Below are 23452 nucleotides of genomic sequence, written 5' to 3'. Positions count from 1 at the left end.
ATTCCCTCCCTTGAGCGGGTTCGCCCGCTCACTTTCTGGCAGCGTGGCTGGCTGAAATTAGGTCGCACTGGCCACGCTGGCTGGCGCTGGCTTGGTCGCCTGCCACGCTGGCTGCGTTGCTCGGTGCTGGGCGTTGTAGCACTGCTGCTGTCATTGCTGGCGCTGGATCGCATTTTCCCGCCGCCACCACTCGACCCCGCCTATGCGCGGGTGGTGCTAGACATGAAGGGGCGGCCGCTGCGCGCCTTTGCCGATACCAGCGGCGTGTGGCGCTACCCCGTGACCCTGGAGCAGGTCTCCCCCCGCTATATCGAGGCGTTGCTGGGTTACGAGGATCGCTACTTCTGGCGTCATCCTGGGGTTAATCCGGTGGCCATGGTGCGCGGGGTCTGGCAGTGGCAGCGCTATGGGCGGGCTGTGTCGGGCGGATCGACCCTCACCATGCAGGTGGCGCGCCTTATCGAGCCCTACCACAGGAGCGTGCCCGGCAAACTGCGTCAGATGGCCCGTGCGCTGCAACTGGAGTGGCACTACGACAAGCGCACCTTGCTCACCGTCTACCTCAACCGGGCGCCGTTTGGCGGCAACCTGGAGGGTGTGCAGGCGGCAAGTTTTGCCTACCTTGGCAAGAGTGCGGCCAAGCTGACCTATGCCGAGGCGGCGCTGCTGGCAGTGCTGCCGCAGGCTCCCAGCCGCAACCGGCCGGACCGGCATCCCGAGCGGGCTCGCGTCGCCCGTGACAAGGTGATGCAGCGACTTGTGGCGCAAGGGGTCTGGCCCGAGCCGGTGTGGTTGGAGGGACGTATCGAGCCGGTGCTGGCCCGCGGTCACTTCACGCCGATGGAGGCGCCGCTCTTTGCCCGCCTCGCCGCTGACAATCAGACCGGGGCGCTGGTGCACACCACCATCGACGGGGATCTACAGCGCTGGCTGGAGGGACGGGTGGCGAGCTACATTCGCCGCTTCCCCGAGCAGACCTCAGCGGCGTTGCTCTTGGTAGACAACAAAACCATGGCGGTGCGCGCCTATGTGGGTAGCGCCGAGTATGGCAATTTGCGCCGCCACGGTTATCTCGACATGGTGCAGGCAATCCGCTCTCCCGGCTCCACCCTCAAGCCCTTTATCTACGGTCTGGCCATGGATGAAGGGTTGGTGCACTCGGCCTCCCTGCTTTCCGATGCGCCGAGGCTGGGCTCGGATTACAGACCCGCCAACTTTTCCGGCGCCTTTCAGGGGCCGGTGACGCTCGCTCAGGCACTGCAGCAATCCCTCAACGTGCCGGCGGTGCAGGTGCTGGAGGCGCTCGGGCCCGACAAGCTGGTCAGCCGCCTCGACAACGCCGGGGTGCGGCTGGCGCTCTCCGACAAACCCAATCCGGCCATTGCGCTGGGGGCTGCGGGCATTCGACTCGAGCAGCTGGTGGCGCTCTACAGTGCGCTGACCCGGCAGGGGCAGGTGGCGATGCCGGTCTGGCTGGCGGGGCAGCAGGCGGTGTCACGCCCCTTGCTGAGCCCGGGATCGGCCTGGATCATCTGGCAGATCCTGAGCGCGCAGGGACGGGCTGATCAGCCCTTTGCCAGCGAGGCGACCGGCCGGGTCAACAGGCTGGCCTGGAAGACCGGTACCAGCTACGGCTATCGTGACAGCTGGGCGATGGGGGTCTCCGGTCGCTGGACCATCGGCGTCTGGCTGGGGCGCCCCGACGGTACCCCTATGCCCGGTTTTTACGGCCAGAGCGCGGCGGTGCCGCTGCTGCTTTCGGTCTACTCGCGACTGGCTGACAACAGCCCTCTGCCGGCACAGCCCAACACGGTGAGCGAGGCCGAGATTTGCTGGCCGCTGGGGCGCAAGGCGAACGCGACCCTGCCTGAAGCCTGTTTGCAGCGCCAGAGTGCCTGGTTGCTGGAAGGGCGCGATCCCCCCACCTTGCCGGATCCCATGGACTGGCCCTCGCCGCTGCGGCAAGTTGCACTCACTGCCGAAGGCAAGCCGACGCTGACCCGTTGCCCCGATGCGGCACAATCCGGTTTTCGGGCCCTCTGGCCGTTGTCGTTGGAGCCTTGGCGGTCCCCCAGCGAGCGGCGGCAGTCGCTGCTCGCCAGCAGTTGTGCAGGGGAGGGGCAGAGCGCCGAGCTGCAGGCCCCCATTCGCATCGTGGCGCTGGGGGAGGGCAACCTTATCCGCAGTCAGCGCTATCGGTTGCAGCCCAAGGTGCTGGGCGGTGTCGGCAAGTCGGCCTGGTTTCTCAACGGCCAGCGACTGCGCTGGGACGGGGATCAGGTGCTGAGTGTGGCGGGTCGTTATCAGCTGGTGGTGGTGGATGAAGCGGGCAACAGCGATCGTATCGAGTTTCGCGTGGTGCATCCTGACAGTGATGCTGGCACCATCACCCGTTGATCGTTTTGCCGACAGCCATTGAGGTGAATGTAATTAACCATTTGAAATGCATCAATATTTGATTGGATGAATTAATTTATGAATAATTACGAGTTCATTCAAATCCAATCGGGAGTTCTCTTTTGCTGCGTGTTCTGTGTCCCTTGCTGGTGCTGATGAGTTCGGGTTGTGCCACAACCAATCATGGTGATCACCATGTTTCTCCTGAACGTACCGGGTTCTATTCACCTTTCGAACCAGCTTCCGAGAGTTTTGCGCGTTGCTATCAGAAACAGTTTGCCTGTACCCCTTCCAATATCCGCCGTGACAGGGCGATGGAGGCGCGCAGGAAGGCGCAAGAGCGGGCCAATCATCGTGGTGATGATTGGTAGGCCGCAGATAACGAGAGGGGTTGGCAAATGCCAACCCCTTTTTCATTCCGCCCATTCAGCCCGGTTGGCGCAGATGGCCGAGCCGGGTGAAGAAGTGCTGGCTCTTGCGCTGGTGAAAGTGGCTCTTCTTGATGGGATGGAAGATGAGGTTGCTTTCGGGGTGGCTCGCCTTTAACTGGTGGAGCATGGCTACGGCGGGCAGGCTGGTGCTGACCAGGGTGGTGAGTGGCATGCTGAGGGTCTCGGGCCCGAGCAGTTGATTGAGCCCTTGCTGAGCCTGCTCAAAGCGGGTCAGGGCCGCCGGGTCGGCATAGCCGCTACCCAGCATGGCGAGCAGGTTGTCGATGGCCAGATGAAATTCGGCCAGCTGTTGGCGAAAGCCGCTGCGCCCGCGCAGGGCAATCAGCTCTGCAAACGGAATGTCGGCCAGGTGAGTGGGCACTTGCAACGGGATCTCGAGGTGGAAGCAATCCTGACCACCGCGATTGTGGTAGCGGGATTCGAGCAGATGGAGCAGGCGGTCGAGATAGTCGTGATCGGTAATAAGCGCCCCGTCATTGGCGAGTGCCCACTCACGGGCGAGACGCATGGAGAGCAGGTTGGCAAAGCGCCGCGCCATTCTGATCCCCCCTTCATCCCGGGTCGCAAAGCCGTGAGTAAGGCAAAAGCCGTGCAGCCGCTCCAGCCCCGCCTGATCCGGGCAGAAGCAGTCGTGGTTGGCCTCCTGACGCCAGCGACCAATCAGCTCCTTGTTGCCAAACACCTTGTGGCGGACGAAATCGGGGGCCACCAGGCCGCTTATCTGGTTCTCCAGTTGCGGGGTAATGGCGGCAAAGAAGGCGGCATCGGGCCGCTCGGCCAGCAGATCGGTCTGCTGTTGAAGGGTATCGAGCAGGGCGGTGAGACCGCTCTTTTCGCTGACGGTGAAGACGAAGGCGAGCCGCTCCAGATAGAGCAGGGCAAATTTGAGCCAGAGCTCGTCGCGTACCTCCATGCCGGGGTAGTAGATATAGGTCTTCATCGGATCAGTCTGTTGTCAAAAACCTGGCGAGGATCAGGGTCGGGAATATACGCAAGATTGGCGCTGCACGGCAAACACTGCGTGGGGTAATGTGAGCAAACGCTCATCCAGTAGGCGCTGGCCACAAAGTTCTGATATAATTCGCGCCCTTAAATCAAGGTCACCCGAGTCATTACCATGAAGTTCATTATCAAGCTGTTCCCGGAAATCACCATCAAGAGCAAGTCGGTTCGCCAGCGCTTTATCAAGATCCTGCAGGGCAATATCCGCAACGTCCTGCGCCGCTTCGACGACGATGCCCGAGTACGGATGGATTGGGACAAGCTGATCGTGAGCTCCCGCAATGACCAGTTCCGCGAGCAGGCTATCGAAGCTTTGGCCTGTATTCCCGGCATTCAGGCCTTCCTCGAGGTACAAGCCAGCAAGTTTACCGATCTGCACGACATCTTCGAGCAGGTGAAAGCCGTTTGGGGCGACCAGCTCAAGGGGAAAACCTTCTGCGTGCGCGCCAAGCGCCACGGCAAGCACGAGTTCTCCTCTCTCGAGATTGAGCGCTACGTGGGTGGTGGTTTGAACCAGCACTGCGAAAGCAACGGCGTGCGCCTCAAGAACCCGGATGTGAAGATCAACCTCGAGATTGACGGCGAAGAGCTCTTCATTGTCAGCGCCATCCATCAGGGGCTGAGCGGCATGCCCATTGCCACCCAGGAAGATGTGCTGAGCCTCATCTCCGGCGGATTTGACTCCGGCGTGGCATCGTTCCAGTTCATCAAGCGCGGCTGTCGCGTGCACTACTGCTTCTTCAATCTGGGCGGCGCAGCTCACGAAATCGGCGTCAAGCAGGTAGCCTATCACCTGTGGAACCGCTTCGGTTCATCCCATCGGGTGCGTTTCACTGCGGTCGACTTCGAGCCGGTGGTTGCCGAGATCCTAGAGAAGATCGATAACGGTCAGATGGGGGTGGTGCTCAAGCGGATGATGATGCGTGCTGCCGCCAAGGTGGCCGATGAATTCCAGATCCCGGCGCTGGTGACCGGCGAGTGCGTGGGTCAGGTCTCCAGCCAGACTCTCACCAACCTGAACGTGATCGACCGGGTCACCGACAAGGTGATCCTGCGCCCGCTCATTACTTGGGACAAGCCGGATATCATCAGTGAAGCCCGCCGCATCGGCACCCTGGAGTTTGCCGAGACCATGCCGGAGTATTGCGGTGTCATCTCCAAGAAGCCGACCGTGAAGGCCGAGCTCTCCCGCATTGAAGAGGAAGAGGCCAATTTTGACTTCTCCATTCTGGACAAGGTGGTCTCTGAGGCCCGTTACCTCGATATCCGTCGTATCGGTGAAGAGACTGCCGCTGAAGTACAAGAGGTGGAAACGACTCAGGTGCTGGGCGCTGACGAGGTGATCCTGGATATCCGCTCTGCCGACGAACACGATGAGAAGCCGCTGGTGGTGGAAGATCGTGAAGTGCTGCATATCCCCTTCTTCAAGCTGGCTACGGCCTTTGGCGATCTGCCCAAAGAGAAGACCTACCTGCTCTACTGCGATCGCGGCGTGATGAGCAAGCTGCAGGCGCTCTATCTGAAAGAGAAGGGCTTTGACAACGTCAAGGTGTACCGCCCATAAGCGTGTTTTTTACCTTCAATAAAAAAATCCGGCCAATGTGCCGGATTTTTTTATTTCACAGAGTGAGCAATGACTATCAGGGACAGGGAACCGGAGTGAAGGAGTCTTGCCCCTGACAACGCCAGCCCATTTCCGCCTCCCGCATCTGCCACAGGTTGTTGCTGCGATAGAGGGTCAGGATGTAGATCATGTCGCTCTTGCTGCCGTCGAGGGCGACCGAGAGCACCAGATCATTGTCCAGCTGCTGGGCATGGATGCGGCTGGGCGTGTCACCATGACCGACGAATCGCAGAGCTACCTCACGGTAGTCATTAACCCAGTTTTGCTGTTGATGGCTTGCCTGGCGTATCTGCTGGTTGAACTGCTGCACCGGCGCCGAGGCCAGTCGTCCAAATACCACTTGTGCTTCGGCGTGGGCTGCCGTCACGTTCGCCAGGATAAGGGTGGTAAGCATACCGATTTTGCGCATGAGAAGTTCCGGCTAACAACGACTGCTTCTATGACAACAGAAAAGCCTATTTGGTTCAACGCGTGGCCCACAGCGACATGATGACGCTGTGGGCCTGCTCTCAATTGCGTTGAAGGGAGAAGGTCGGTAGCGAAAGATGCCAGTAGATAGCCGCGACCCGCAGGCCAAACACGGCCGTCATGCAGATGAGCATGGCCGTTACCCTGTCCATGTTTGCCTCCAGCGCCAGGGTATAGAGAATGCCGCCAAGGATACAGGCGGTGGCATAGATCTCTTTTTGCAGCACCATGGGGACCTCCCGCGCCAGTACATCGCGGATCATGCCACCGGCTACCCCGGTCATGGTGCCCATGATCACGGCAATCAGCCCCGGGGTGCCGAAGTTGAGGGCCTTCTGGGCACCGATCACGGTAAAGAGGGCCAGTCCGAAGGCATCCGCCACCGGCAGTACATACCAGGGCATCCTGCGGGGCAGTTTGACCATCCACATACCGATCAGCGCCGTCGCAATGACGACCCAGATATAGAGGGGATCGCGCACCCAGAATACAGGGGTGGCTCCCAGGATCATGTCACGGATGGTGCCGCCGCCGATGGCAGTGACCGCCGCCAAAACCATGACGCCAAACCCGTCCATTCTGAGTCGGCCAGCCACCAATACCCCTGAAAACGCGAATACCGCAGTACCAAACATGTCGCTGATGTAAACAATCTGCTCAACCAGTGTCTGCATGGAGAACAACTCACGCCAAATTGTTGATGGGGCCGCGATTTTAGGGGCTGGTGAGCCCAATCGCCAACAGTGCTCGACAAAATTGAGAGTCGGGACGGATTTTTTCTCGCGGCATGAACCGGGCGAGGCTCGTGCGTGCCCGTAGCTCTCCGCCGTTGGCGGGCTTCAGAAGGTTGAGCTCATCACAGGTTTAGGTCCGATTTTTTCCTTAAGTTTCCCCTCGACTCGCCGATATATAAGGTAAGCGGCGTTAATGCGATGAAGCGTTGAAAAAATGCTAAAGACATCCAAAAACGAGCCGTTAAATAAGACGCATCGGGCAAAGAAAATAATAAAGCCAGAGCAAATAGAAGAGTAAATTTAATAGCTTAGGAGAATAGTCATGGGCCTTTTTATCAACACTAACGTTTCATCACTCAACGCTCAGCGTAATATGATGAACGCGACCAAATCACTGGATACTTCCTACACTCGACTGGCATCTGGTTTGCGTATCAACAGCGCCAAAGATGATGCCGCGGGTCTGCAAATTTCCAACCGCTTGACCTCTCAGATCAACGGTCTGGACCAAGGTAACCGTAACGCTAATGATGGTATCTCTCTGGCACAAACTGCGGAAGGGGCCATGGATGAAGTGACCGGCATGCTGCAGCGTATGCGTACTTTGGCACAACAGTCGGCTAACGGTTCCAACTCTGCCAAGGATCGTGAAGCACTGCAAAAAGAGGTCGATCAACTGGGTGCTGAAATCAACCGTATCTCTACCTCTACCACATTTGCAGGGACCAAACTGTTGGATGGCTCTTTCAGTGGTATTTTTCAGGTGGGAGCCGATGCGAATCAAACTATCAGCTTTAGTCTGAGTCAAAATGCGGGTTTTAGTATCTCGGGTATTGCCGAAGCAGCCAATACAACAATAACAGCGGCGAGTGGGGGTGCTCTGGCTGTTTCCCTCATCTTTACTAGCGGATCTACAGCTGGTGGTATTAGCATCAGTACTCAAACAAATGCTCAAAACGTTTTGGCTGCAACCGATGCCATGTTGGCAGTTGTAGATGGCAAGCGTGCTGAGCTGGGGGCAGTACAGAACCGGATGGATTCGACCATTCGCAACCAAGCCAATATCTCGGAAAACGTCAGCGCAGCTCGTTCCCGTATCCGAGATGCAGACTTTGCCATCGAAACTGCCAATATGACCAAGCAGAATATCCTGCAGCAGGCAGCTTCCAGTATCCTGTCTCAGGCCAACCAGAGACCTCAGTCAGCACTTCAACTGCTGCAAGGCTAACAAAAGAAAACAGGGCGGTTGTTCAGGCCGCCCTGGTCAAGAGATGGAACAAAGGGGTGTTCGGGTCGCACTCTGTTCTATCGGGAGAGATATAATTCTCTACTAGTAATGCCAAGTGTTGTCCAGCTGTTCAGTTCTGTCACGCTTGGTCATATTCTCCTGAGCATATGCTCATCTTTAGGCCGGTTTACCGGCCTCTTTTTATTGTGTCGCCAAATTGACGTCACTCTGTCTAAGCATGAACCGTGCCAATGTACCTCATGCCGTAAACTGGGTCATCATCAGCGGTGAGTTGCATGGTGATGCTGCTCAATTCATGTTCTGTTGCCGCCAGCCGGATAAAAGTTGCCGCTTTAGGCAACAATTTTCCTAAAGCTTGTCTCTGCGCTGCCGTTAAATAAAGTGAAGCAATCGAGGGGTGTTCGGAATCCAACGTTTGCACTACTGCGGGTGGCCTGTTCGTTCAAACAGACACCCGCCTGAAGAGACAGGAATGTTCAACCTTCTCTTCAAACGGTGGGACGTCGTGCGGTTTTGACGACGCAACCCGCAGTCGCATGTTCTTCGGGAGAATTTATTATGGCCATGTTCATTAACACCAATACGTCATCACTGAACGCCCAGCGTAATTTGATGAATACCACCAAATCTCTGGATACCTCGTACACGCGTCTGGCATCCGGTCTGCGCATCAACAGCGCAAAAGATGATGCGGCGGGTCTACAGATCTCCAACCGTTTGACTTCCCAGATCAACGGTCTGGATCAGGGTAACCGAAATGCTAACGATGGTATCTCTTTGGCTCAGACTGCCGAAGGGGCCATGGATGAAGTCACCGGCATGCTTCAGCGCATGCGTACGTTGGCTCAGCAATCCGCAAACGGTTCCAACTCAGCTAAAGATCGTGAAGCTTTGCAAAAGGAAGTTGACCAACTTGGCTCTGAAATCAACCGGATTTCGAAAGACACGACTTTTGCCGGTACCAAGCTCTTAGATGGTAACTATAGTGGTATCTTTCAGGTCGGTGCTGATGCTAACCAAACAATCAGTTTCAGTTTGACCCAAAATGCTGGTTTTAGTATCTCTGGTATTGCAGAAGCGGCAAATACAACGGTCACTGCTGCAAGTGGTGGTACTTTGGCCGTGTCCCTTATTTTTACTAGTGGATCTACTACGGGTGGCATCAGTATCAGTACTCAGACGAATGCACAGAACGTATTGGCAGCGGTGGATACTATGTTGGGGGTAGTCGATAGCAAACGAGCCGAGCTTGGTGCGGTACAAAACCGATTAGATTCGACTATTCGTAACCAAGCTAATATCGCGGAAAACGTTAGTGCCGCTCGTTCTCGCATCCGTGATGCCGACTTTGCAACCGAGACTGCTAACATGACCAAGCAGAATATTCTGCAACAGGCCGCATCCAGTGTCTTGGCTCAGGCTAACCAGAGACCGCAGTCTGCTCTTTCCCTGCTTGGGTAATGAGTAGACCAAGCTGACTAAGATGGGAGAGATAAGATGGCAACCGAAATAGGCAATCTGTCATCTGCCAATGGCGCTTCCTTACAGCTAAATGACAAGAGCGGCCAAGTGGCCGCTCAACTGCTTTCTGGCGTGGTAGAGGATGCCGGGACTTTACAGCAGAAAAGTCAGGAGCAGCCCAAGGAAACTGAGCTTCAACAAGTGCATAGTCGGGCAGATATTGAAAAACAGGTACAAAACTTGCAAGAGTTTGGGAAATTGCAAGGATGGACAGTTAATTTCAGCATGGAGAAAGAGTCTGGCCAGATGGTAATAAAGGTAATGGACTCTGATACCCGCACGGTGATCCGCCAGATCCCTACGGAAGAGTTGATTGCTATCCACAAGCGGATCCAGGCGTTGCAGCAAGGTGAAGCAGGGGCAAACCCTAAACGCGGGCTTTTGTTTGATCGCGAGATTTGAATCGAATTGATGAGGAGAAGATAACATGGCCATTACTTCTGCCGGGGCGGGCTCTGGGCTTGATCTTGAGAGTGTGATCTCTGCTAGCGTGGCTGCCAAGAAGGCCCAGTTACAGAAACCCATTTTGACCAAGCAAAACAGCACCCAGATCAGCATATCTGGTATAGGTCAGCTGAAGTCATCCCTCACCGCATTCACTGATATTCTCGATACTTTGAGCAAACCAGGGGCTTTCAACAAGCGAGCCGTCACCATAACCCAAGATAAAGATAACCCGGTGATGAAGGTGGAGAGTAAAAGTGGTGGCTCCAATGGCCAGTACAATATTACAGTCAATAAATTGGCTACCACTAGCCGTGTCGAAGGTGAATTTGCCAGTTCGACTACCTCACTTGTAACTCAAGATGGTCAATTAACTTTTAAAGCTGGTACCAAGGAGTTTAAGGTTGATGTCAAAGCAGGGGATACACTGCAAGACATTCGTAAAAGTATCAATAGCAATGGAGATAACTTCGGTCTTAGTGCAAATATCGTCAATACTGCAGATGGTAAGGCGAAATTTGTTATTGACTCCGGTATGTCTGGAGATGGCAACGATTTGGTGATCTCTGGCAATAATTCTGAGCTTGATATATTTGCAACTGGTGCTGCTGGTTCTGTGATGAGCCAGAAGCAAGCCGCTAGTAGTGCTGAAATTACTGTTGATGGTAATACACTGAAAAGTGATACCAATGTGTTTGACGACTCTATTCAGGATTTGAAATTAACAGTTTTACGTGTATCCGATAAAGAGAGTGATGGCACGACTCTGAAATCCAATAAAGTCGCGATAACAACAGATAAAACTGCGATTCAGGATATGGTCAAGCAGTTTATTGATGGTTATAACGCGCTTCAAGATAAAATGGATGCGCTGGGCAAGCGTAATAGTATTGTTGGTGGAGTTCGACAAGATGATGGTGGCGCGCTTGCTGGTGATACGAGCACACGTACCATTAGCAGTTTTATGGCTAATACTGTAACAAATAAAGCTGGTACCAGTACGACTTACTCAACCATCTTCGAAGTAGGTATTAAGATGGACAACAAAGGCAAGTTGTCTCTGGACAAAACAAAATTTGATGAGGCCGTTGATAAAAACTTTGACCAGGTCGTTGGGCTTTTCGGTGGAGAAAAGGGCATTGCTGCAACCTTGAACGCAGGTTTAAAAGAGTATTCCAAGTCTGGCGGTATGCTGGATCAACGTACAGATGTTTTGAATGCTGATCTGCGTAGCTTGAATCAGAAGCAGGCCACATCAAATGCTCAATTGGTTAAATACGAAGCTTCACTACGTGCTCAATATGGTAGCCTGGATGCCTTGTTAGTGAAAATGAATCACTCTGCGTCAGCGCTGCAATCATTACAGATTAATAACAAGAAATAAATTGATATTACGAGGAGTAGGCGATGTACCAGCGTAATCTAAAAGCATATAAGGCAACCAGTGTCGCTGCTGACTTGGCTGTTGCTGATCCTCATCGTGTGATTCAACTCATGATGCAAGGTGTACTTGAGCGTTTGGCTCAAGCCAAAGGGGCAATTGAGCGTCGTGATATGGAAGCAAAATCTACAGCAGTATCGAAAGCTCAGGGGTTATTACATGGTTTGCAGGATGCACTTGATATGAGTCAAGGGGCTATTGCTGAAGATCTATATAGCCTCTATTCCTATATGGATGAACGAATTTGGGATGCGAGCTTGGCATTGGATGCGACCCCGATTGAAGAGGTCATGGCTTTGATGGTAACTATAAAATCTGGTTGGGATCAGTTACCCGAGTCTGCTAAACAACAGGGCTATCAGATGAGACAGCAACTGGGTGAGTTGTAATGACCACTTTAGCCTCTCTGCAACAAGCACTCACAGAAAACTACGAGCAACTTCAATATCTATTAGCCAGAAAAAGCTATGTTGACGCACTGAGCTGTATGGATTACCGGATTTCTTTGATTGATCGTTTGCTACATCTCGTTGAAAGTGAGCCTTCACTGAAACAAGATGCCACTGTACTGGCTACATTACTTTTTCGACAAGAAGAAAGCATGAAAAAAGTGGCATCTGATCACCATCAACTCATTTTCAATAAGTTATCTGCGATCGGGCTAGCGAGTAAAGCAAAACGAATTTATAGTGCGAATCGCAAGGAGTTCTGATGTCGGAAAATATTGATGATATTTTGAAAAAAGCCGAAGGTGTTGCTTTAAGACTAAAAGAACGTACAGAGCAAGAAGCTGCCATGTCGGTGGCCTTACCACTTCGTTTCTCTCAGAATATTGCTGCATTTCGTAAGTATATCCCCCATATTGCAGATATGTATGAGTCATATCAACCAATCCGACCATTTCGTTTCTTTTGTAATGAAAATGGCCAGCCAAATATGGTTTGGATTGATGATGATGTCGCGGTATATGGTGATGAACCGTATCTTATTTGTGAGACGTTGGTTAAAGAGTTCATGGATAAAGGAGGCTTATCCAAGTTCTCATTTAGTCAAGAAGCCAATCCACTCGGATTTATGCATGTTGAGTATCTTAATAAACTCAATGCTTATCTTGATGATATTGCTATTCGAGAAGAACCATTAAAAAAAGTACCAACTGAAGTTCCTACCGCACTAGTGTTTGGAGTTGGGTTGGGTTATCACCTTGGTTATCTTTATGAACAATGTAAAATTGGAACTTTATTTCTTTTTGAACCAGATTTAGATCTTTTTTATGCATCTCTTTTTTGTTTCGATTGGGCACCTCTGCTTGATTATCTACATCAAGAGAATCTTGGTTTACATATTCTGTTAGGGCAGGATGAAGAAACTATTTTTAGTGATTTTTCAACAGCAATTCATAAGCGAGGATCTTTTCTTATTGCTAATGCCTTTATTATGTGGGGCTATCAGAATGATAAAATTAAGGAGTTGATGGAGAGTATTCAAAAGCAATTTTATTTATTAGTAATGGGATGGGGTTTTTTTGATGATAACCTCATTGCACTTTCTCATGCTGTAGATAATATTCAGCGCTCAGTACCATTTATTAATAATGAGAATAAACTACCAACAAAGTATCAACGCATCCCAATTTTTGTGATCGCTAATGGCCCATCCCTAGATACTTCCCTCCCTGTTATTGAAAAAAATAGAGATAAAGCTATCTTGATCTCTTGTGGTAGTGCTATATCAGCTTTGCATAAAGTTGGTATAAAACCAGATATTCATGTTGAAACAGAACGGACTAAGATTGTCTATGATTTTCTAGCCAACTTGGATGATCCCGATTATCTGAAGGACATTTTCTTTCTTAGCACAGATGTAATTCACCCTTACTGTTCTACGTTATTTGATAATTCTGCTTTGTTTTTTAAGGCTAGTGAGCCAGGTGTTATTCTTTGTCATGTTAACTTCCCTAACTTAAGAAAATATACATCTATTGGCGGAGTCAACCCATTAGTTGGGAATGTTGGTGTGAGTGCACCAGTTCACCTTGGGTTTAAGAATATATATCTGTTTGGTCTTGATAATGGCTACAAGCAAAAAGGGTATCATCATTCAAAGTATAGTGCTTATTATAATAGCAAGGAAGGTGCTGATGCACTTGGTGATTTAATGTATGGAGATAGTCAGTGGCAGCATGAAGGTAACTTTGGTGGTGTCGTAATAAGCAATGCCATGTTTAATACTTCCCGAATAGTAATTGAACAAGTATTAGCTGCGAATGAATATGTTCAGTGTTTTAACTGCAGTGATGGCGCTAAAATTGAAAAAGCAAGAGCACTTCCTGATAGCGAGATCAGTTTTTCAAAAGTAATAGATAAAACAGAGATAATTCAACAAATTATGCAGTTATCTGCCCCTATCCCTTTGTCAAAAGAAGATTTCAAGCCATATCTTGATATTGATTTTTTTGATGTATTGGTCGATAAAATGATGAGTGAGTGGCAACATGAGTTTTCATCTAGAAATGAAATTAATCAGTTGATGTTGTGCAATATGGGTTATCTCTCACAGATTGCAGTAACTCGACAAAAACATATATCTCAGATCATGATTGGCTCAATGAACTATGTGTTTACTCTATTGAGTTCCATTCTTTACTCTTTTGAGGGAGAGGAGAAAACAATAGAACTGATGAGGCCAGCGATCTGCTTATGGTTAGATTTTTTAGCAAAAGCAAAAGAAATGTATCCAAGATCTTTCGATAGTGTTGATATGGTTGATAACGAAATTATGTCATTTTTTAGAAAGTAATGATGTTTCTGATGTAGTGAACAATGCATTATTCTTTTTGTGGGAGGCTAATGCCTCCCTTTTTTATTATTAATTTGGGTGGGGATATGGATTTTTTGCATCAAGAAGCTGCGAGTCTTTTTTCAATAGTTGAACAGAAACCAATGCATCTGGTTCCAGCTCGTGAGTACCGTCATGATGCATGACGTGCTCAAATACTCGACAATAACTTGGGTGCCAACTGAACATATTACTGTAATTCATTTTATAGCTAAATAGATTGGCATGATGTTGGTAGTCATTTCGATAGTGCCCTGTCGGAGGACAAAAATCGTAAACAGCCATTATGCCCTTGTCTACGAGCAATCTGTCACTATTAGCCGCAATGGTGAACAAATCCTGTGGGTCGCATAGATATAAACAAAAACCGAAAATAATCAGGTCGACAGGTTTAATATCAGGTAAACCATCTGCAGTTCCAACGCTTAGATTTAATTTGGGATAGCTCTTAGCCCCATCCTCAATCGCTGTTTGTGATGGATCTATTCCATAGCAGGTGGCACCATAATAATTAGCCAGCTGTGCCAATCGCCAACCATTGGCGCAGCCAATTTCAAGAATTCTTTTCGGTTGGTAGCCGATGTTTTGTAGTGCTATGAATATGGGGTCATTACTCAGAGATTTTTGATTGATGCAGAATTTATTCCTCTCATACCATGCATCAGCCTCTTCTTTCATGAATACGCTTTTTTGTTTCATATAAAATACCTTGTAATATGAGTGTTATAACTTAATTCTTTAAGGTTTTATAAGAAATCATCGAGATGAACGGCTTTTCCACGCTTAATATCTTGGCGAACTTTTTTCCCTAATATTAGTGGCAATGCTTCAGGTGGCAACCCATAGCCTGGCCGGATCCGTCGGATGTGTTCCGGCTTTATGATGGTGCCCGCAGGGATGTCAGTAACAAAATACAAAGAACGACGAAATCTCAGGTTTGCCTGTTCAGCATGGTTACCACCACTTTCTCCGGACCCCACAGCTTGCCAGCAGAGTTTTGCCTGGCTACAGAGTTCTTTCAGTTCATGTGGTTCAATGGAGAACTCGGCATCCGGGCCGCCATCAGCGCGAGCCAAGGTCAGGTGTTTCTCTATGGCTACAGCGCCCAATGCTATTGCCAGCTGAGCGGCGGTATTTCCCAGCGTGTGATCAGAGAGACCAACGGGTACTGAAAATGTCTCTGCCAAGCGGGTAATCCGCTTGAGATTGATATCAGCAAGAGGGGTTGGGTAGCCACTGACGCAATGAAGTAGCAGGATCTGTGGGCAGCCATTTTCACGCAAAATGGTCAGGGCCTTGGCAATTTCAATTTCATTCGACATGCCAGAAGAGATAATGACCGGCTTTCCTTGCTGAGCTATGTAGCTGAGCAGGGGAAGGTCGGTAATTTCGAATGAGGCAATTTTGTATGCGGGAGTACCCAGTTCTTCCAAAAAATCAACAGCACTCTCATCGAAGGGAGTTGAAAAAATGGTCAATCCGCGTGACTTCGCTCGTTCAAAGAGAGGTCGGTGCCATTCCCACGGGGTATGTGCCAGGGTGTAAAGCTCGTAAAGTGTATAACCATTCCATAATCCGCCCTCGATGTGAAAGTCGGGCAGATCACAGTTGAGTGTCATAGTGTCGGCTGTATAGGTCTGTAGTTTGATTGCATCAGCACCAGCATCAGCTGCAGCATCTACTAATGCTAATGCTCTGCCTAGATCCCCGTTATGATTACCAGATAACTCGGCAATAATGTAAGGTGGGGAATTCTGATCAATCAGACGGCCATTTATTGAGAAAGGAATCATAGATAAATACTCACGTGGTCTATTTATATTTGTTAATTTATCTTTTTTTTAAGAAAAATTCCATAATTGCAACAGAAATAGAGGATATGTTTTGTCTTTCCATTGCAATGAAATCAATAATTATGCTCCTAGGGATAAAAATAATTGATTCATACTCAAAAGAGCGGACTGTTGTAAAGCAGTGATTAATCGTATCTTGGCTTGCATCGCTATACATATAAATACCAATATCTAGCACAGATGCTTCATGGTCAATAACATAGCAAAAAGGAGTTATTGTGCGAAGCATATCTGGGTTTATCCCCATTTCTTCATATAGCTCAGTCAGCAATTGTTGCTTGAAGTCATATATATTCAGGTTGTTTGTTATGGACGCATCCAACCCACCACTTGGTACTAACTCCCAGAGTTCTGCATCTTGGGTTGTGAATTTGGCTCGTTTTCCAAAAACAAAACCATCTTTGCATTCCAGAATGCCAGAAACTGCAATGGGCATTATTTGAATTTTTTCAAGAAGCCCCGGATGGCTTTTTTTTGAAAAGAAAAATTTGTAATTATCGATGACTGATGTAATTTTGTTTGATGAGTCTGATATGCAAGAGAGTATATTTCCATCGAAAAGGCGACTGTTCTTTCTTTGCGCTTCACGCCAAATTTTATCGACTATAGTAAGCAGTGCATCATCATGTTTAGCTCGATCTTTTTCTATGAGAAGCACTGCGTTATCTGAAAGCTCATGCACGCTTAGCATATTATATCTTCCCTTAAAGTGGAATCTTATGCTATCTTAACAGATAGTATGTATGGAGGTAAACTTATGAAAGATAAGTTTGATTTGATTCAGATTCATGAGCATTGGAAAAATTGGGCTATTACCTATGGCACCGAGCTCCGGGCTACCACTAAAACGGGAACAGCAAAACTAATCGAGTTGGCTGAATTAAAAAAAGCCATTTCATCTTTGAAAGAGTCGCTCCCAATTAACTCGAGAATCTTGGAGATCGGTTGTGGCAACGGTCACAATATTTTTTCTTTGTATGAAGTCTTTCCTAATTATAGATACCAGGGGATAGATTTTATTGAAGAAATGATTATATCGGCGGAGCAACTTAGGCAAAGCAAACTAATCGATAATGAATCAATATGTTTTTATGTGGGTAATGTTCTCAATTTGGAATGTCCGGTTGAGAAATACGACTTAATTTTTACTGTTCGATGCTTGATAAACCTAAATACAGACTCGCTGCAAATGAAAGCCATTGCTAATATAGCAGAAAAAATAAAATCAGGTGGGTATTTTTTGATGCTTGAAAATTCTATAGGCTCTTACTCGAGACAAAATCATTTGCGAACACTTGTTGGTCTTGAGGAGAGAGAACCAGCGGAATTTAATCACTTTATGAATGAAAAGCTGGTTCATGATGAATTAAAATCGTTGGGTTTCGTTGAAATTAAAAACAGCTGTTTCTCAACATTGCATGATATCGTTCTTTATGTTCTTTTGCCCATGATTAATGGTGGCAAAGTCGACTATGAAAACCCCATGGTTGAAGCTGCTGCAAAATTATCATGTGCTCTAACTGAAGATAACTATGGAATGTTAGGAGATTATGGCCAAAACAGATTGTATCTATATAAAAAACAATAATGTTTGGTCAAGGTAAATGCATGAAAGGGATTTTTTTTGACTTTGATGGAACATTGGTTCAAAATTTGGAATCAATGTTTCATGTTTATTCTTTATTCCTGTCTCGAAGGGGAGAACCGGCGTCTAAAATTGAATTTGAAAAGTTAAATGGCCCTCCTTTAATCGAGGTTGTTCGTTGTCTAAAGAAGTGGCGCAATTTACCTGAAAGCAATCAATTATTGCTTGCTGAGTATAATGATTTGATAGATGAATCATATATTAATTCTCCCCCTAGTGTAGGGGCGATAAAGTTGATTCATGAGGCGGTGAAGCATTCGTATCGTTTAGTTATAGTGACATCGAATAAGAGAAGTAGAGTTGAGGCATGGTTAGCTCTGAATGGCTTGACGGACACCTTCTATTTAATTATCGATGGCGAAGATGTTCGTAATGGGAAGCCTCATCCTGAACCATATCTGCTTGCACTGAAAAAATCTCGGTTGTGTCCTAGCAATGTTGTTGCGGTGGAGGATTCTATCCAAGGTGCTACATCTGCTCTCCAGGCAGGTCTAGTTACTTATTTACTTACAGACTCGTTGGATATTCCACAAGAAAAGAATGACTTTAAATGCATTCGTTCTCTATCAGATTTGACAATTTCATTATTTAGTGAAAAGTAATTGTGGTTTTGAGTGGTAGATATATTTAGGGATAAATGGATTATTTCAATGTAATTATTGAAGTCTGGTATGTAACATATACAAGTTAACTAAATAGTGCGCATAGAATAAAATCATTGTTGTATGCGCACTTATGGATATTTTTGTTAGTCAGCGAACTTTAAAAACAGGTTGAATTGGCTCACCGTCAAGATTTTTTTCTATTGTCATTTTACTATCATGATCTATCAGCGCAGGTAGTATTTCAGTATATACTTTCAATATGTGATTGATATCCGCGTAGGTATGAGAGTAGTTGAGGTTATGACTTCCTAGTGTCAGGATACCTCGCTTACATAACTCTTGCATCAGATAGCTTTTCAATAACCAACTTGAGTGATTGTAAGAGTCAGAGATTAACAGAAAACACCATGTAGGGTGTCCCGCAGTTTTTATCCATTCTGGTGCTTTTATATCAGTTAATATGGTGTTCAAGCCATCAAGGAGAAATTGTCCTCGTTCTGTTAGGCAAGCAGGTATATCGTAATGACGCATTTTTTTGATGACGGCCTTAGCTGCAGCTAAAGCAATAACATCGCCGCCAAAAGTTCCTGAGAAAAAAATGTCTTCCATACGCTTCATATACTTCTTACGCCCGACGACGGCAGATATCGGGAATCCATTCGCCATACCCTTGCCAAAAGCTGCAAGGTCTGGCGTTACTCCGAATAGAGTTTGCGCCCCTCCAAGATGATTTCGAAAGCCGGTAATTGTTTCATCAAAGATAAGAAGCGTACCATGTTCATCACAGAGCTGACGTAGACCGGGCAGAAAATCCGGGGTTGGCCAGGTTACATTCATCGGTTCCAGAATGACGGCTGCAAACTCGCCCGGGTGAGCTTCCAGCAGACGCTGCAGCGAGGCAAGATCGTTGTAGTCAAATCTGTGCGTCAACTCTCTCACGCACTCGGGGACCCCCAAATGGCGGGTTGTCGAGCCTATATACCAGTCTTGCCAGCCGTGGTAGCCACAAACGGCTACCCGCTCGCGGCCTGTGACCGCACGGGAGAGCCTGATACAGGCTGAGGTGGCATCAGTCCCGTTTTTGCCAAAGCGAACCATTTCGGCGCAGGGGATGAGCTCAATGAGCTGTTCAGCGACTTCGGTTTCCAGCCGGTGAGGAAGGGAGAAGATCGAGCCCAGATTGAGCTGTTCCATTACCGCTTCATTCACATCCGGATCACAATATCCAAGACTGATGGCCAGCAGGCCGCTGGCGAAATCAAGATACTCGTTGCCATCTACATCCCAGACATGTGCACCTTTGCCGCGCTCGATAAAGAGTGGGGCGGCGCCATAGGGAAAACAGAGGCGGCTTTTGGAGAAGGTTTGGGAGCCGAGTGGAATGCTCTGTTCCGCCCGAACCGAGAGAGCAAGTGAATGTTGATAACGTGAGGTCATATGTGATTCTCCTTGGCTAGCGAATTAGCCAATCCTTCGTTGCGTTGGTGCCGGGTATTCAGTGTTGCCAATTCCGGCTGCTGCGCCAGCAGGGCGAGGATATCGTCGGTCGTAAAGGTTGGGTTGGCAGGATAGAGAGCCTGATAAATTCGCTCTACCAGTTCAAAGTCGGCAGGCTCATCGACAGTCCAGCGCAGGTGGGCCAGCGAAGGCGAGCGCTGCAGTTCGCCGATAGAAAACTGTTCGGAATGACAGCGAACGTAATAGGTGACATGTTCCCGCTCGGTCTGCGTGGCGGCCTTTTCCTGCAAGGTTGCCAGAGTCGCTCCACTCATGATCTCGGCATCCAGCCCATCCGGATAACTGGGATTGCCGCAGTTGCTGCTGTAGTCGAACATGCCCGAGAGATGGAGGGCTATCAGCTCGTCTATTACCATAGGATCAGCCAGTGGGCAGTCACCGGTGAGACGCACAACATGGGTCGGACTGTAGGGTTGGGCCGCCAGATAGAAACGCAGCAACACATCGTCAAGAGGACCGCAGAAACAGGGGATATTCAACCTCTCGCACAGCTCGGCAATGGCGCGATCTTCAGACTGATCGCTGGTGGCAACCAGCAGCTTGTCCAGTAGCTTGCTCTGTTGCAACCGTTCAATCTGCCTTGCCAGCATGGGTTCGCCCAGCAGTTCCTTTAGTACCTTGTTGGGCAGGCGGGAAGAACTGGTTCTGGCCTGCAGAATACCCAAGATCATCGTGTTCTCCAGAGTCCGGGGTTGATAAGTTCCTGTTCCATAGACGCCAGGTGTGCGATATCGGCCTCGTAGCACTCGTGCTGTACTTGACTGGCCGCAACGATGGCGGCCAGCTCTTGGGCATGACAAACACCGACAACAAAGCGGCTCACCTGTGGTAGGGCTGTCATGATGGAGAGGGCTCTGCCAAGCGGGGCCACCGAGGGATGCCAGTGGTCAAACCGTTCAAGTGCGGTAGCGAAACGCTGAAAATAGTCAGGTCGCTGCGCTGGTTGCATCAATAACAGGCCCTGTAAAAAGAGCGAGCGAACATGGATTTCACACCCCATATCTACCAGTTTGTCGAGCCATCCAGTGCGTAAAAAGCGTTGATCGAGCAAATTGGCAGGTAATTGCACCAGTTCCAGAGGATAGCCAGCTGCGCTCCAGGTATCGAGCTCCTCCGGTGAGTAGACGGAGATCCCGAGTTTTCCGATCGCGCCCTGTTGCTGCAAATCGGTGAGTAACTCGAACAAGGCAGGTGAGGCATCTTGGCTACGGTGCAGCAGCAAGCCATCGAGCCGTTTTCGCCCCAGCCAATGCAAGCTGTTGTTGAGCGCGGCCTTAACATCGGACAGCAGTAGCCCTGGTGCCAGCTTGTCGATGAGAGTGAAGTCGGTGATATCTCTTTGCCCCAGCCTCTGCTCGGCATTGCCATAGGCTTGCGCCGTATCCAGGGTATCGATACCTGCTTGACGAGCTAACGCAATGATCGCGTCGAGTTCCTCATCGCTGACTTGTCCGTCGTGATTGCTGATCCCGTAATCCAGACCGAATTGCACTGTGCCCAGAGCTAGCCGCATAGAGCCTGCTCCAGCGCATCTACGACCTGTTGCTGCTCTGAAAGAGTCAGAGCCGGGAACAGTGGAAGAGAGATTGCTCCCTGATAGTAGGCTTGTGCGCCCGGATAGTCTGCTGGGTCATGTCCCAGCCCACGGTAGTAGGGCTGGGCTGGGATAGGAATATAGTGAACGTTGACGCCAATGCCGGCAACACGCAGGCGGGCAAACACCTGATCGCGTTCAGCCACCTGAATGACATAGAGGTGATAACCGCTCTGGCGATTATTACTCTGCTGCAACGGCTGGACTGGCAAGAGGGATAACAGCGCGTCATATCGCCTGGCAAGTTCACGACGCTGGGTAATGAACTGATCAAGACGGCTCAACTGACTAAGCCCTAGTGCCGCCTGAATGTCGGTCAAGCGATAGTTGAAGCCCAGAAGTTGTTGCTCGTAATACCATTCTCCGGGAGAGGGCATGAACAGCGCTTGCGGATCGCGAGTTATCCCGTGGCTGCGATATAGCCGCAATTGGTCGGCCAGCACCGGATCCTTGGTGGTGATGGCGCCTCCTTCTGCGGTCGTAATCGGTTTGACTGGATGAAAGCTGAAGACCGTCATATCGCTGTGACGGCAACTACCGATAGGTGACCCCTGATAGTGGGCACCCAGTGCATGGCAGGCATCCTCGATCAGAACGATTCCGTACTGGCGACAGAGCGCACCGATCTCTTCGAGATCGCAGGGCTGTCCGGCCAGATGTACAGCAATCAGCGCTTTTGGAAGGGAGTGGGTGCGCACAGCTTGCTGCAGTTTCTTATCCAGTGCCACTACATCGAGGTTACCGGTAGCAGGGTCAACGTCGACAAAATCAACGTTGGCATTGCAGTATCGAACGCAGTTCGCCGAGGCAACAAAACTGACCGCAGAAACCCAAACTGTATCTTTGGCGCCAATATCCAGAACTGCGCAGGCCAGATGAAGCGCAGTGGTGCCGTTACTGCAAGCAACCACATGCGGCACTTGGCAGTAATCGGCCAGTCCTTGTTCGAAAGCGGGAACAGCTTGGCCTTGGGTCAGATAATCAGATTTCAGTACGGCAACGACGGCTTCTATATCGGCATCGCTGATCGATTGGCGTCCATAAGGGATCATTCGGACAACACCTGCTGGTTCATGCTCTGTAGTTCAGCTATCGACAGAAAATGCTGATTATTTAGAGAATTGTATTCAAAACCTGGAGTAACCAGCGTGGCTGTTTCGCCCAGAGCATTAATGCTGAAATCATTGTTGCGGCTGGTGAAGCTGATGCTGGGGGCAATCACGTAGTAGTCGCTGAACTCATAGGTGTGGAAAGAGTCGTCTGCCGGGCACATTACCTCGTGGAGCTTCTCTCCGGGACGAATACCGATAATCTCCTGCTTGAGCGACGGGGCCATAGCAGTAGCAAGATCGGTGATCCTGACCGAAGGTATTTTAGGTACGAACAACTCTCCGCCACGCATGCGCTTGAAATTGTGCAACACAAAATCCACCCCTTGCTGCAGTGTCAGCCAAAAGCGGGTCATCTCAGGATGGGTGATGGGAAGCGTATTGGCGCCGCTCTTGATCAGATTGTCGAAGAAGGGTACGACCGAGCCCCGTGAGCCGACCACGTTGCCATAACGCACGACCGAGAAGATGGTGGGATTCTTGCCTGCCATATTGTTGGCGGCGACAAAGAGCTTGTCAGAGCAGAGTTTACTTGCACCATAAAGGTTGATCGGGTTGGCGGCCTTGTCCGTGGAGAGTGCGATCACCTTTGAAACGCCATTATTGATGGCAGCCTTGATGACGTTTTCGGCACCCCCAATGTTGGTTTTGATGCATTCCATCGGGTTGTATTCAGCGGCCGGTACTTGTTTGAGCGCTGCAGCATGTACCACGAAATCGACATCGCGCATCGCCATATCAAGGCGTTCTCCATCGCGCACATCGCCGATAAAGTAACGCATGCAGGGATCATTGAAACGCTGCTGCATTTCAAACTGCTTGAGTTCATCACGGGAGTAGACGATCAGTCGTGCAGGCTGGTAACGGGAGAGCACGGTTGCAATAAACTTTTTGCCAAATGACCCGGTGCCACCGGTAACCAGGATTGTTTTTCCATTAAACATGACGGTGTCCCATG

General features: G+C 49.6%; 23 protein-coding genes. 11 read left to right on the top strand and 12 right to left on the bottom strand.

Translation table 11 applies throughout. The features are described 5' to 3' along the window. The gene (gene pbpC / locus ACTG1K_RS16015) at nucleotides 1-2397 is read left to right on the top strand and encodes a penicillin-binding protein 1C (RefSeq protein ID WP_440006834.1); all 2397 of its coding nucleotides are present in this window, start codon (nucleotides 1-3) and stop codon (nucleotides 2395-2397) included. 426 nt (nucleotides 2398-2823) lie between these two features. On the opposite strand, the gene ACTG1K_RS16010 is transcribed toward pbpC, so the two are convergent. After that, entirely contained in the window at nucleotides 2824-3789 is a 966-nt protein-coding gene (locus ACTG1K_RS16010; RefSeq protein WP_204381845.1) for a hypothetical protein, read from the bottom strand. Nucleotides 3790-3966: 177 nt separating this feature from the next. On the opposite strand from ACTG1K_RS16010, the gene thiI reads away from it, so the two are divergent. Continuing rightward, on the top strand, nucleotides 3967-5415 hold the full coding sequence (gene thiI, locus ACTG1K_RS16005) for a tRNA uracil 4-sulfurtransferase ThiI (RefSeq protein WP_425854374.1): 1449 nt from the start codon (nucleotides 3967-3969) through the stop codon (nucleotides 5413-5415). 76 nt (nucleotides 5416-5491) lie between these two features. On the opposite strand, the gene ACTG1K_RS16000 is transcribed toward thiI, so the two are convergent. Together ACTG1K_RS16000 and ACTG1K_RS15995 are read right to left on the bottom strand one after the other, a co-directional pair. Next, complete coding sequence (locus ACTG1K_RS16000; RefSeq protein ID WP_005361529.1) at nucleotides 5492-5884, bottom strand: hypothetical protein; 393 nt, start codon at nucleotides 5882-5884, stop codon at nucleotides 5492-5494. A 100-nt stretch (nucleotides 5885-5984) separates the two neighbouring features. Then, nucleotides 5985-6617 carry a trimeric intracellular cation channel family protein gene (locus tag ACTG1K_RS15995; RefSeq protein ID WP_005333975.1) on the bottom strand — a complete coding sequence of 211 codons (633 nt, stop codon included), beginning with the start codon at nucleotides 6615-6617 and terminating at the stop codon, nucleotides 5985-5987. 382 nt (nucleotides 6618-6999) lie between these two features. Here ACTG1K_RS15995 and ACTG1K_RS15990 point away from each other — a divergent pair, with 382 nt between their 5' ends. Then, the gene (locus tag ACTG1K_RS15990; protein ID WP_047437434.1) at nucleotides 7000-7905 is read left to right on the top strand and encodes a flagellin N-terminal helical domain-containing protein; all 906 of its coding nucleotides are present in this window, start codon (nucleotides 7000-7002) and stop codon (nucleotides 7903-7905) included. A gap of 232 nt (nucleotides 7906-8137) precedes the next feature. Here ACTG1K_RS15990 and ACTG1K_RS15985 read toward each other — a convergent pair whose 3' ends face one another. Further along, nucleotides 8138-8338, bottom strand: a complete 201-nt coding sequence (locus ACTG1K_RS15985) for a hypothetical protein (protein WP_422840623.1) — start codon at nucleotides 8336-8338, stop codon at nucleotides 8138-8140. 146 nt (nucleotides 8339-8484) lie between these two features. Here ACTG1K_RS15985 and ACTG1K_RS15980 point away from each other — a divergent pair, with 146 nt between their 5' ends. From ACTG1K_RS15980 to ACTG1K_RS15955, 6 genes are read left to right on the top strand one after another with little or no spacing between them, the layout of a single operon-like run. Next, nucleotides 8485-9387 (top strand): flagellin N-terminal helical domain-containing protein, encoded by a 903-nt coding sequence (locus tag ACTG1K_RS15980; RefSeq protein ID WP_047437437.1) that lies wholly within the window; start codon nucleotides 8485-8487, stop codon nucleotides 9385-9387. 36 nt (nucleotides 9388-9423) lie between these two features. Next, nucleotides 9424-9849 carry a flagellar protein FlaG gene (locus ACTG1K_RS15975; protein ID WP_227096252.1) on the top strand — a complete coding sequence of 142 codons (426 nt, stop codon included), beginning with the start codon at nucleotides 9424-9426 and terminating at the stop codon, nucleotides 9847-9849. 25 nt (nucleotides 9850-9874) lie between these two features. Next, complete coding sequence (gene fliD / locus ACTG1K_RS15970; protein WP_425854371.1) at nucleotides 9875-11275, top strand: flagellar filament capping protein FliD; 1401 nt, start codon at nucleotides 9875-9877, stop codon at nucleotides 11273-11275. A 23-nt stretch (nucleotides 11276-11298) separates the two neighbouring features. Next, nucleotides 11299-11721 carry a flagellar export chaperone FliS gene (gene fliS, locus ACTG1K_RS15965; RefSeq protein ID WP_047437446.1) on the top strand — a complete coding sequence of 141 codons (423 nt, stop codon included), beginning with the start codon at nucleotides 11299-11301 and terminating at the stop codon, nucleotides 11719-11721. Further along, the gene (locus ACTG1K_RS15960) at nucleotides 11721-12044 is read left to right on the top strand and encodes a hypothetical protein (protein ID WP_101529423.1); all 324 of its coding nucleotides are present in this window, start codon (nucleotides 11721-11723) and stop codon (nucleotides 12042-12044) included. The genes fliS and ACTG1K_RS15960 overlap by 1 nt, the downstream gene beginning before the upstream one ends. After that, nucleotides 12044-14131 carry a motility associated factor glycosyltransferase family protein gene (locus ACTG1K_RS15955; protein ID WP_440005998.1) on the top strand — a complete coding sequence of 696 codons (2088 nt, stop codon included), beginning with the start codon at nucleotides 12044-12046 and terminating at the stop codon, nucleotides 14129-14131. The genes ACTG1K_RS15960 and ACTG1K_RS15955 overlap by 1 nt, the downstream gene beginning before the upstream one ends. A gap of 69 nt (nucleotides 14132-14200) precedes the next feature. Here ACTG1K_RS15955 and ACTG1K_RS15950 read toward each other — a convergent pair whose 3' ends face one another. Genes ACTG1K_RS15950 through ACTG1K_RS15940 form a run of 3 tightly spaced genes read right to left on the bottom strand, consistent with a single transcriptional unit; the run spans nucleotide 14201 to nucleotide 16714 of the window. After that, entirely contained in the window at nucleotides 14201-14869 is a 669-nt protein-coding gene (locus ACTG1K_RS15950) for a class I SAM-dependent methyltransferase (RefSeq protein ID WP_425854368.1), read from the bottom strand. Nucleotides 14870-14916: 47 nt separating this feature from the next. Further along, entirely contained in the window at nucleotides 14917-15963 is a 1047-nt protein-coding gene (gene pseI, locus ACTG1K_RS15945) for a pseudaminic acid synthase (protein ID WP_425854366.1), read from the bottom strand. A gap of 37 nt (nucleotides 15964-16000) precedes the next feature. Beyond that, nucleotides 16001-16714 carry a hypothetical protein gene (locus ACTG1K_RS15940; RefSeq protein WP_259587048.1) on the bottom strand — a complete coding sequence of 238 codons (714 nt, stop codon included), beginning with the start codon at nucleotides 16712-16714 and terminating at the stop codon, nucleotides 16001-16003. 66 nt (nucleotides 16715-16780) lie between these two features. Here ACTG1K_RS15940 and ACTG1K_RS15935 point away from each other — a divergent pair, with 66 nt between their 5' ends. Continuing rightward, nucleotides 16781-17611, top strand: coding sequence for a class I SAM-dependent methyltransferase (locus ACTG1K_RS15935; protein WP_259587051.1), 831 nt, complete (start codon nucleotides 16781-16783; stop codon nucleotides 17609-17611). A 20-nt stretch (nucleotides 17612-17631) separates the two neighbouring features. Next, nucleotides 17632-18270 carry an HAD family hydrolase gene (locus tag ACTG1K_RS15930; RefSeq protein ID WP_422840628.1) on the top strand — a complete coding sequence of 213 codons (639 nt, stop codon included), beginning with the start codon at nucleotides 17632-17634 and terminating at the stop codon, nucleotides 18268-18270. A 150-nt stretch (nucleotides 18271-18420) separates the two neighbouring features. On the opposite strand, the gene ACTG1K_RS15925 is transcribed toward ACTG1K_RS15930, so the two are convergent. Genes ACTG1K_RS15925 through pseB form a run of 5 tightly spaced genes read right to left on the bottom strand, consistent with a single transcriptional unit; the run spans nucleotide 18421 to nucleotide 23438 of the window. Beyond that, complete coding sequence (locus ACTG1K_RS15925; protein ID WP_259587058.1) at nucleotides 18421-19710, bottom strand: aminotransferase class III-fold pyridoxal phosphate-dependent enzyme; 1290 nt, start codon at nucleotides 19708-19710, stop codon at nucleotides 18421-18423. Further along, entirely contained in the window at nucleotides 19707-20462 is a 756-nt protein-coding gene (locus ACTG1K_RS15920) for a glycosyltransferase family protein (RefSeq protein ID WP_259587061.1), read from the bottom strand. Before ACTG1K_RS15920 ends, ACTG1K_RS15925 begins: the two co-directional genes overlap by 4 nt. Beyond that, complete coding sequence (locus ACTG1K_RS15915) at nucleotides 20459-21304, bottom strand: aldo/keto reductase (RefSeq protein ID WP_106843016.1); 846 nt, start codon at nucleotides 21302-21304, stop codon at nucleotides 20459-20461. Before ACTG1K_RS15915 ends, ACTG1K_RS15920 begins: the two co-directional genes overlap by 4 nt. Beyond that, entirely contained in the window at nucleotides 21295-22437 is a 1143-nt protein-coding gene (gene pseC / locus ACTG1K_RS15910) for a UDP-4-amino-4,6-dideoxy-N-acetyl-beta-L-altrosamine transaminase (protein ID WP_259587078.1), read from the bottom strand. The genes ACTG1K_RS15915 and pseC overlap by 10 nt, the downstream gene beginning before the upstream one ends. Continuing rightward, nucleotides 22434-23438, bottom strand: coding sequence for a UDP-N-acetylglucosamine 4,6-dehydratase (inverting) (gene pseB, locus ACTG1K_RS15905; protein ID WP_259587092.1), 1005 nt, complete (start codon nucleotides 23436-23438; stop codon nucleotides 22434-22436). Before pseB ends, pseC begins: the two co-directional genes overlap by 4 nt. Nucleotides 23439-23452: the final 14 nt, after the last annotated feature.

Source organism: Aeromonas sp. 102P, from assembly GCF_051920345.1.
GTDB classification, from domain to species: domain Bacteria; phylum Pseudomonadota; class Gammaproteobacteria; order Enterobacterales; family Aeromonadaceae; genus Aeromonas; species Aeromonas veronii.
This window is presented reverse-complemented; position numbering and strand designations above follow the sequence as displayed.